Raw genomic sequence first — 9,321 nt, 5'->3', positions numbered from 1 at the left:
CGGCGAAAGGTGACGGGCACCGGTGGACGGAGGCGTCAGCGGGCGAGGCGGATCCGGGTCAGGGTGTCCTCGGTCTGGGTGGCGCCGGACTTGTCGGTCACGTAGGCGGTGCCGTCGGTGATTTCCACGTGGTTGGGGTTGGCGCCGGTGGCCACGGTCTTCTCGATCACGCCCTTGCGCGGGTCGACCACCGTGACGGTGGCGGCGGTGCGGTTGACCACCACGACGTCGCCGGAGCGCTCGTCGGTGGCCACGGAGAGGGCGCCGGCGCCGGTCGCCACGGTCTTGGTCACGGTGCCCTCGCGCAGGTCGATCACGGACAGGGTGCCCGAGGTCTGGTCGGCGGTGTAGGCCGTCCGGCCGTTCTTCGACAGGGAGACAGAGATCGGGCCGTCACCGGCCGGGAGGAAGCGCGGGATCGTGGAGCCGCGCTTCAGCTCGATGAGCCGGTCGTTGTTCAGGTCGGCGGCGTAGAGGGTGCCGGTCCTCTCGTCGAGGGTCAGGCCGGCCGGGCCCGCGCCCTCGACGGTGACGCGCTTCTTCTCCTTGAACGTCCTGGAGTCGAAGGCGACCAGCGTGCCGTCGCCGAAGCCGCTCGCCCAGACCGTGTCGTGCCGCTCGTCGACGACGATCTCGCGGGCGTGGGCGATGCCCGGCAGACTGGCCAGGTGCTCGCCGGTGCGCTGGCTGTAGACGGAGACGCTGTTGTTGCGGGTGTTGGTCGTCCACACGGTGTTGTGCTCGTCGTCCACGGCGACGCCGTAGACCGCCTCGACGGCCCCGGTGGAGGTGTCGGTGACCGGCGGGGTGTGGTCGGCCTCGATCTCCAGGGTGTCCGGGTCGACCTTCAGCAGGTGGGACTCGGTGACCGGAGACCGGCCCACGGCGGAGGTGACCCACAGGACGTCGTTCCGCTCGGAGTAGGACGACTGGTACAGGCCCTTGGTGAGCTTCGCGGTGGTGACCTCCGAACCGCTTGCCTGTGCCGACGCGCTGCCGGCCAGGGTCAGCGTGCTGCCGGCGGCGACCGCCACGGCGACGGCCGCGGCGACCGCGGTGCGGCGGGAGGTGCGGGTGGTGGGAACGGACATGGTGGGGGAACTCCCTTTCTCGGGATTAATGGAGTGTTACTGCGTGGGAGAAGTGGCTTGAGGGCCGCGCGGTGGCGGCGTGTCAGCTGCTCGGCGCGGGGTTCCTGGAGGTGTGCCGGCGGACGACGAGCAGGGTGGTGGCCGCGGCTCCGGCGGCACCGCCGGCCGCGGCGGCCGCCGCGGACCAGGCGATCGTGGCGTAGGAGACGGGGGCCGCCTGGGACGTGGCCGCGAGGGTCTCGGCGGTCTTCGTCTCCGGGGCGGTGGTGGAGAAGGCCGCGGGTGATCCGGCGACGTCCGTCCCGGCCGCGGTGACCGTGAACGCCACCTTCAGCGAGGTGGGCGGGTTGGGGGCGAGGAACCGCAGCCAGTGGTCGCCGGCCGCCGTGTCCGCGGGGACCGTCACGTCGCCTTCGTAGGAGCCGTCGTCGGCGGTCTTCCACTGGCCGAGGATCGCCTCGTCGTCGAGCTTGATCGTGACCTGTTCCTTCGCGGGGAACCCGGTCACCTCGAAGTGGAGTGTGCCGCCGGCCTGCACCCGGCTGGCCGTGATCCCGGCCTTCGCGCCGGCGTCGTTGGTGGCGGAGGCCGGTGCGCCCGACGCGGCCGGGACGGGGGTCGCGCCCGCCGCGTCCGCTCCGGTGCCGCCCGCGTTCGTGCCGGACGCACCGGACGCACCGGACGCACCGGACGCGCCGGAGGTGACGGTGAAGTCGGCCTTGAGGCTGGTCGGCGGGTTCGGGGCGAGGAAGCGCAGCCAGTGGGCGCCCTTCGTGGTGCCGGCGGGCACGGTGACGCTGCCGGAGTACGACCCGTCGGAGCCGGTCGTCCACTGGCCGAGGATCGTGCTGTCGTCCAGCTTGACCGTCAGCTGCTGACCGGCCGGGAAGCCGGTCACTCGGAACGACACCCTGCCGCCCGCGGCCACCCGCGAGCCCGCGGTGATGGTGGCGGACGTGCCCGTCGCCGCGCCGCCGGAGCCGGAACCACCCGTTGTCCCCGAAGAACCGCCGGCAGTGCCCGTACCGCCCGTGTCGGCGCCGGAGCCGCTGCCCGCGCCGCCGCTGCCCCCCGCCGAACCGCCGCCGGAGCCGCTGCCCGTGGACGAGGTGACGGTGATGTCGGCCTTCAGACTGGTGGCCGGGGCGGGAGCGAGGAAGCGCAGCCAGTGTGTGCCGGCCGGGACGGAGGCGGGGACGGTCACCGTGCCGGAGAACGTCCCGTCGGCCTTCACCGTGCCGGGCCACCGGGCGAGGATCTCGCCGTCGTCCAGCTTCACCGTGATGTCCTGGCCCTTGACGAAACCCGAGAGGGTGAAGGAGACCTTGCCGCCGGCCGCCACCTCCGACCCGCCGGCGAGCTTCACCGCGGGGTCGGTGACCTCTGACGGGGAGGGCGTGGGCTTCGGAGTCTGCGGGGGAGTGGGGGCCGGCGTCGGAGTGGGAGCTGCGGTCGTGACCGTCAGCTCCTCGCTGCGGACGCTCGTCTGCGGGGCCAGGAACCGCAGCCAGTGCCCCCCGCCGGCGCTCGCGTCTGCGGGGACGGTGACCGAGCCCGAGACGCTTCCGTCGTCGCCTACGGTGAACTGCTCCAGCAGTGTCTTGTCGTCGAACTTGACGCTCAGTGTGCCCCCGGCCGGGAACCCGGTGGCCGTGAAGGACACCTCGCCGCCCTGCTTCACGTCCCTGGCACCCAGGGTGACCGAGGGTGCGGCCGTGTCCGCCGCCAGTGCCACCGTGTCGGTGGCCCCCGTGCCGCCGGGACCGGCCGTGGCCAGTGGGGCGGCACAGAGGGCACCCAGGCCCAGGGTCGCGCCGGCGGTCAGGGCGACCACGCGGCTCAGTCGGGTGCCGGAGGGCGAAGCGGATCTGTCAGAGGTCATGAGGGCTGCTCCTGGCAGGCGAAACGTCATGGAGAAGGACGTTCGAGTGGAGGGGCACATCGGGGGCGGCGAAGCCGGCGCGAAAGCGACGTGCGATCAACTAAGGTAAGGCTAACCTAATCTAGAGATCATGGATAGTCAATTGGAATCCGTACGCACGTACCTTCCGGGGCCTCCGGGAGACGCCCCGAACCACCCGCCCCGCCTGCCCAGGCCACATCCGGTGCCCCGCCTCGCCCAGCCGGTGTGCACGCTGCCCGGGCCGGGGGGCGAGGGAGCCTTCTGGGCGGACGTGCGGGCACGCGGCGGCACGCCCCTGGTGGGCCCCGACCCGCGAGGCAGCGCCGACCACCGGGCGGTGACGTTCCTGTGGCGCGGCACCCCCGGCACCCGTGCCGTCCAGGTCCTGCCGAACAAGCTCGGCGACCCGCACGACCCCGACGGCAACCTCATGGAGCGCGTCCCCGGCACGGACGTCTGGCACTGGACCCTGCGCCTGAGGCACGACTGGCGTGGCACCTACGACCTGTACGTCGACGAGGGTGACGGCCCGGACCCGGGAACACCCGCGTACCAGCGCCGTCTGCGCACCCTGCGCCGCACCGACCCCTTCAACCCCCGGACGCTGCCCCACCGCTGGGAGTCGGAGCCGGTGTCGTACGCGGAGCTCCCGGCCGCCCCGCGCGCGGTGGACTGGGAGCCGCGGCCCGGCATCCCGCGCGGCACCGTCACGGAGCACACCGTGGCGAGCACCCGCCTCGGCGGTTCCCGCCGGATCTGGCTGTACGAACCGCCCGGCATAGTCTGGGAGCCGGAGGGGCTGCCGGTGCTGGTGCTGCTCGACGGCGAGCACTGGCAACCCCGCCTCGGGCTCTCCCACCTCCTCGACAACCTCATCGCCGACGGCCGGATCCCGCCCGTCGCCGCCGTACTGCCAGAGGCCGTGGACGAGGCCACACGCTGGGCCGAACTGTCCTGCCGACCCGAGTACGTCGACTTCCTCGCCGGTGAACTGCTGCCCTGGGCGGCGGGGCTCCTGCCCCTCAGCGACGATCCGGCGCACACCGTCATCGCCGGGCAGAGCCTCGGCGGGCTCACCGCCGCCTACGTCGCGGCGGCGGCACCGCACCGCTTCGGCAACGCCCTCGTCCAGTCGGGCTCGTTCTGGTGGCCGGTGGGACCGGACCCGGAGTGGCTCACCCGGGCCCTGGCCGGAACACCCCGGCTGCCGGTGCGTTTCCGGCTCTCCTTCGGCGCACAGGAATGGGTGGCCCTGCCCGCCGCGCGCAGGCTGCGCGACACCCTGACGGCCCTCGGTTACCACGACTCCTCCTACCGGGAGTTCAACGGCGGTCACGACTACCTCTGCTGGCGCACGGAACTGGCGGACGGGCTGGTGGAACTCCTGGGCCGCTGAGCCGGCTCCGGGGTTCACTCCAGGCCCGCCACCACCCGGCGCACGCACCGCTCGTGCGGTGCGGGGCCGAAGCGGGGCGTCCAACCGGACGGCACCGCGCGCCATACGGGCCACAGGGACCGGCGTCCCTCGGCGTTCTCCAGGACCGGATGCCCCTCCCGGCCGTCGTCGGGTCCGGGGTCGAAGGGGCCGACCGGGTCCGGGGTCATGCGTCCAGCTCCTTCAAGCGGGCGGCCAGGACCGCCGCGATGTCGTCGAGGTACCGGTCCCGCATCAACTGCGGGTGGGTGCAGTCGAGGTCGTGGTTGTCGAGGGCGCCGGTGACGTACGGACGCCAGGACTCCCTGGTCAGCCAGGACTCGGCGCGCGGGGCGGCGGCCGTGAAGAACAGAACGTCGCCGTCGTACGGGCGGTGTTCGTGCTCGCGCATCATGCGGGCGTGGTTGGGCACGATGTCGACGATCCGGGACAGGGTGCGGTCGGTGAGTCCGGCCAGCGGGCTGCCCGCCCGGCGCAGCGTGGCGAGCACGTCCTCGCGGGTGCGTTCGCCGGTGCGGTCGAAGCCCGCCATGCGCAGTACGGCCGTCAGCGCGTCGCCCTCCTCCGGTGCGGGCCGCTCCCGCCACTGTTCGGAGGGGAAGGCGTCCAGCAGCGCGAGGAGTTCGACCTCCTCGCCGGCCTCCTGAAGCAGTACGGCGACCGTGTGCGCGAGGACGCCGCCGACCGACCAGCCCAGCAGGCGGTACGGGCCGTGCGGCTGGATTTCGCGGATCCGCTCGGCGTAGTCCTCGGCCTCCTGCTGGAGCGTGCGCGGCAGCGCCTCGTCACCGGTCAGGCCGCGGGCCTGGAGCCCGTACACCGGTTGCTGCGGACCGAGCCGCGCGGTGAGTCCCGCATAGCACCAGGCGAGGCCGCCCGCCGGGTGGACGCCGAACAGTGGTGTCCGGTCGCCCTCGGTGCGCAGCGGCAGGACGACGCCGAGGGCGTCCCCGGCGGCCGGTGCGGCGGCGTCCAGCCGGGCGGCGAGCGCGGCCGGCGTCGGCGCCTCGAACAGGGAGCCGATGGTCAGCTCGGCGCCGAACTCCTCACGGACACGGCCGACCAGGCGCACCGCGAGCAGCGAGGTCCCGCCCAGGTCGAAGAACGCGTCGTCGGGGCCGATCCCCTCCACGTCCAGCACCTCGGCGAACAGACCGGTCAGCGCCTCCTCACGGGCGGATGCGTACGGCCGCCCGCCGGCGCCGCCGGTGAACACGGGGGCGGGCAGCCCACGCCGGTCCAGCTTGCCGTTGGGGGAGAGCGGGAAGGCGTCCAGCGCGACGACGGCCGCCGGGACCATGTGCTCGGGCAGCTCCCGGGCCAGCGCCGCCCTGACCCCGGCCGGGTCGGCGCCGCCGGTCACGTAGCCGATGAGCCGGTCGTCGTGGACCAGGGCGCACGCCGCGTCCACGCCGGGACGGGCGGCCAGAGCCGCCTCGACCTCACCGAGTTCGATGCGCTGGCCGCGCAGCTTTACCTGGTGGTCGGTGCGGCCGAGGTACTCGACCTCGCCCTTCTCCGTCCACCGGGCCAGGTCCCCTGTGCGGTACATACGGGTGCCGGCCGGTCCGAAGGGGTCGGCGACGAACCGGGCCGCGGTCAGCTCCGGTCGGCCCAGGTAGCCGTCGGCGAGCTGCGCACCCGCCAGGTACAGCTCGCCGGGTACGCCGGGCGGGCAGGGCTGGAGGGCGGCGTCCAGGACGTACAGGCGGGTGTTCCACACCGGCCGCCCGATCGGCACCGGACCCCGGTCCGCCGGGTCGCACGCGTGGTACGTCACGTCGACGGCGGCCTCGGTCGGCCCGTAGAGGTTGTGCAGCTCCACGCCGGGCAGGGCGCGGGCGAACGCGGACGCCGTCTCGCGCGGGAGGGCCTCGCCGCTGCAGAACACCCGGCGCAGCGCCTCCGCGCACCCGGCGGCCTCCGGGGCGCCCAGGAACACCTGGAGCATCGACGGCACGAAGTGGCAAGTGGTGACGGCCTGTTCGCGGATCAGCCGGGCCAGGTAGATCGGGTCCTTGTGGCCACCGGGTTCGGCGACGACCAGCGTCGCGCCCTCGCGCAGCGGCCAGAAGAACTCCCACACCGACACGTCGAACGACGACGGCGTCTTCTGCAGCACCCGGTCCCCGGCCGTCAGCCCGTACGCGTGCTGCATCCACCGCAGCCGGTTGTCGATGGCCCGGTGCGGCACGACCACACCCTTGGGACGGCCGGTGGAACCGGAGGTGTAGATGACGTATGCGGGGTGGGCGGGGGTGAGGGCGCGGGCCGGGTTCGTCCAGGCGTATGACGACACGTCGAGCCCGTCCAGTACGACCACCTCGGTGCCGGTGTCGTCCGGGAGGCGGCCGACGCGGTCGGTGACGGCGCAGACCGGCGCGGCGTCACCGAGCATGTACGCCAGCCTCCGCGCCGGGTAGTCCGGGTCGAGCGGCAGATAGGCGGCGCCCGCCTTCAGCACCGCGAGCAAGGACACGACCAGGTCCACCGAGCGCGGCACCGACACCGCCACCACCGCGCCCGGCCGTGCGCCGAGGGTCTGGAGGTGCCGGGCGAGCCGGTTGGCGCGGGTGTTCAGCTCCGCGTAGGTGAGCGCGGTGTCCCCGAGGACCAGCGCGGTGGCGTCGGGGGTGCGGGCGGCCCGCGCCTCGATCGGTCCGATGAGCGTGGTCGGCGGTAGGGCCCGCTCCGTGCGGTTGAACTCGTCGACGACCAGGCCGACTTCCACCGGAGTCGCGACGGTGTGCACCGCGAGGGGCTGCTGCGGGTCGGTTCCGGCCAGCCGGTCCAGCAGATCCAGGAACCGTTCCTGGTGCGCGGTGAGGTCGGAGTCCTCGTACAGCGCGGGGTTGCCGTCGTGGTCGATGCGCAGGCCCCGGCCGTCGGCGCGGTCGTAGACGTTGACCGTCAGGTCGTCCACCGGGCCCGCCGACAGGTTCCACGCCCGGGCGGGGGCGCCCGCGAAGTCCACGTCGTAGTCGAAGGGCATGACGTTGACGAGCGGGCCGACCAGCGCCCGGCTCTCGCCGAGCAGGCCCAGGTCGCGGCGGATGTCCTCGTAGCGGTAGCGCTGGTGGCGACGGATCTCGCGGATGCCGAGCACCACCCGCCGGACCAGCTCGGCGAAGGTCTCCTCGGGGGAGACGGCCAGCCGCAGCGGCAGCACGTTCATGACCATGCCGGGCACGCGCAGCGCCACCGACCCCATGCGGCCCATCATCGGCAGGCCCAGCACCACGTCGGTACGGGCGGTGGCGCGGGCGGTGTAGAGGGCCTGCGCGGCGATCAGCACGTCCGGCCAGGTCGCGCGGAGCCGGGTCGCGAGGTCCTTGAGCCGCTCGGTGGTGCCGGGGGAGAGGTGGGTGGTGCGGCGCAGGAAGGTGCGGGACGGCAGCGCGCCGCGGCCCGCGAGCCGTGGTGCCTCCGGCCGGTCGGCGAACGCCGCGGCCCAGTGCGCCCGGTCGGCCTCGAACGCGGCCGACTCCCGGTACGCGGTGTCGTCCGCGACCAGGTCGGCCAGGTGACCGAAGCCGCGTGGGGCGGGTTCCTCGCCGCGGACGAGCGCCGAGTACACCTCGGCGGTGCGGCGCACCAGCAGTGAATAGCCGTAACCGTCCATGACGAGGTGATGGACGCACTGGTACCACAGCCACCGGTCGGCGCCGACCTGGAACAGGGCGTGGCGGAACAGCGGCCCGGACGCCAGGTCGAACGGCTCGGCGAGGTCGGCGCGCATCCATGCCTCGGCCTCGGCCTCGGTGTCCGACTCCCTTACCGTCAGCGGTAGTTCGATCACTTCCGATACGTGCTGCACCGGGCCGTCAGGGGTGTCCTCGACCCGGACCCGCAACGCCTCGGCCTCGTCCGCCACCCGGCGCAGGGCGTCCGCGAACCGTTCCGGATCGAGCGGTCCGTCGATCCGGAGGCACTCGGCGGTGTTCTGCGCGGGACTGAGCGGGTCCAGGGCCTGCGCGAACCACATGCCCGACTGGGCCGCCGTCAGGGGCAGGACGCTCATACCGCCCCCAGCAGGGACGCCCACGCATCGAGGGCGGGCCGCTCGGCGAGGTCGGCGAAGGAGGCGGTCACGGCGTGCTCCCGGCGCCAGCGCTCCAGCAGCGTCATGATGCGGACCGAGTCGAGACCGTGGTCGATCAGGTTCTCGTCGACGGGTATGTCCGTCGGGTCCTCGCCGAGGCAGTCGGCGACGTCGGTGCGGATCCGCTCAACGGTCAGCGTCATGGCCGGACCTCCGTCAGGAGTGCGTCGGTGGTGGTGACGACCGCGCAGCGGCCGGCGGCGTAGCGCAGCGCCATGTCGTGGTCGGCGCGGGAGAAGTCGGCGACGGCGTCGGCGACGACGAACGCCTGGATGTCCCGCTGCCAGGCGTCGGCGGCGGTCATCAGCACGCCGATGTGCGCGTACACGCCGACGATGACGATCTGGTCGCGGCCCTTCTCGCGCATCAGGTCCGCCAGTCCGGTGCGGACGAACGCGCTGTACTTCCACTTGGTGAGCACCGTCTCCCCGTCCTCGGGGGCGACGGCCTCGGGCGCGGCGAGTCCCTCCGGGGCGTCGGGAACACCGGGGCCCCAGAAGTCGAACTGTAGGCCGCGCTGCTCGGGCGTCTGGCCGCCGCGCTGGGCGGAGTGGAGGACCGGCACGCCCAGGCGCCGGTACTCCTTGAGCAGGCGGGCGGTGTTGCCGAGCATGCCGGTCAGGGGCGGTTCGCCGGCCGGGAAGGTGGACAGGAAGTGCTGTTGCAGGTCGTGCACGAGCAGCACGGCACGCGCGGGGTCCACGGTCCAGGACACCCGGTTCTCGGGGAGTTCCTCCGGTGCCGGCAGCGGATAGGGGGCGATGGCGGGGAGTGCCATGGGGGGAGTCCT

Annotated in this window: 7 protein-coding genes; 1 reads left to right on the top strand and 6 read right to left on the bottom strand. The window is 73.4% G+C overall.

Annotated features, from left to right (window positions below):
• Window positions 1-35: 35 nt before the first annotated feature.
• Together AMK33_RS36240 and AMK33_RS36235 are read right to left on the bottom strand one after the other, a co-directional pair.
• On the bottom strand, window positions 36-1,091 hold the full coding sequence (locus AMK33_RS36240; RefSeq protein WP_073937275.1) for a YncE family protein: 1,056 nt from the start codon (window positions 1,089-1,091) through the stop codon (window positions 36-38).
• An 82-nt stretch (window positions 1,092-1,173) separates the two neighbouring features.
• Window positions 1,174-2,973, bottom strand: coding sequence for a hypothetical protein (locus AMK33_RS36235; protein ID WP_143203896.1), 1,800 nt, complete (start codon window positions 2,971-2,973; stop codon window positions 1,174-1,176).
• Between the two features lie 130 nt (window positions 2,974-3,103).
• Here AMK33_RS36235 and fes point away from each other — a divergent pair, with 130 nt between their 5' ends.
• Window positions 3,104-4,390, top strand: a complete 1,287-nt coding sequence (fes, locus tag AMK33_RS36230; RefSeq protein WP_073937273.1) for an enterochelin esterase — start codon at window positions 3,104-3,106, stop codon at window positions 4,388-4,390.
• A gap of 14 nt (window positions 4,391-4,404) precedes the next feature.
• On the opposite strand, the gene AMK33_RS36225 is transcribed toward fes, so the two are convergent.
• Genes AMK33_RS36225 through AMK33_RS36210 form a run of 4 tightly spaced genes read right to left on the bottom strand, consistent with a single transcriptional unit; the run spans window position 4,405 to window position 9,309 of the window.
• Entirely contained in the window at window positions 4,405-4,599 is a 195-nt protein-coding gene (locus AMK33_RS36225; RefSeq protein ID WP_073937272.1) for an MbtH family NRPS accessory protein, read from the bottom strand.
• Window positions 4,596-8,450: a non-ribosomal peptide synthetase gene (locus AMK33_RS36220; protein ID WP_073937271.1), complete on the bottom strand. Its 3,855-nt coding sequence runs from the start codon at window positions 8,448-8,450 to the stop codon at window positions 4,596-4,598. The genes AMK33_RS36225 and AMK33_RS36220 overlap by 4 nt, the downstream gene beginning before the upstream one ends.
• Entirely contained in the window at window positions 8,447-8,674 is a 228-nt protein-coding gene (locus tag AMK33_RS36215) for a phosphopantetheine-binding protein (RefSeq protein WP_073937270.1), read from the bottom strand. Before AMK33_RS36215 ends, AMK33_RS36220 begins: the two co-directional genes overlap by 4 nt.
• Complete coding sequence (locus AMK33_RS36210; RefSeq protein ID WP_073937269.1) at window positions 8,671-9,309, bottom strand: isochorismatase family protein; 639 nt, start codon at window positions 9,307-9,309, stop codon at window positions 8,671-8,673. The genes AMK33_RS36215 and AMK33_RS36210 overlap by 4 nt, the downstream gene beginning before the upstream one ends.
• Window positions 9,310-9,321: the final 12 nt, after the last annotated feature.

Origin of the sequence: Streptomyces sp. CB02400, from assembly GCF_001905725.1 — a bacterium.
Taxonomy (GTDB): Bacteria; Actinomycetota; Actinomycetes; order Streptomycetales; family Streptomycetaceae; genus Streptomyces; species Streptomyces atrovirens.
This window is presented reverse-complemented; position numbering and strand designations above follow the sequence as displayed.

What these genes read in the sequence shown, in the direction of transcription:
- AMK33_RS36240 (WP_073937275.1), bottom strand. Translation starts at nt 1,091, where the DNA reads ATGTCCGTTCCCACCACCCGCACCTCCCGCCGCACCGCGGTCGCCGCG.
- AMK33_RS36235 (WP_143203896.1), bottom strand. Translation starts at nt 2,973, where the DNA reads ATGACCTCTGACAGATCCGCTTCGCCCTCCGGCACCCGACTGAGCCGC.
- fes (WP_073937273.1), top strand. Translation starts at nt 3,104, where the DNA reads ATGGATAGTCAATTGGAATCCGTACGCACGTACCTTCCGGGGCCTCCG.
- AMK33_RS36225 (WP_073937272.1), bottom strand. Translation starts at nt 4,599, where the DNA reads ATGACCCCGGACCCGGTCGGCCCCTTCGACCCCGGACCCGACGACGGC.
- AMK33_RS36220 (WP_073937271.1), bottom strand. Translation starts at nt 8,450, where the DNA reads ATGAGCGTCCTGCCCCTGACGGCGGCCCAGTCGGGCATGTGGTTCGCG.
- AMK33_RS36215 (WP_073937270.1), bottom strand. Translation starts at nt 8,674, where the DNA reads ATGACGCTGACCGTTGAGCGGATCCGCACCGACGTCGCCGACTGCCTC.
- AMK33_RS36210 (WP_073937269.1), bottom strand. Translation starts at nt 9,309, where the DNA reads ATGGCACTCCCCGCCATCGCCCCCTATCCGCTGCCGGCACCGGAGGAA.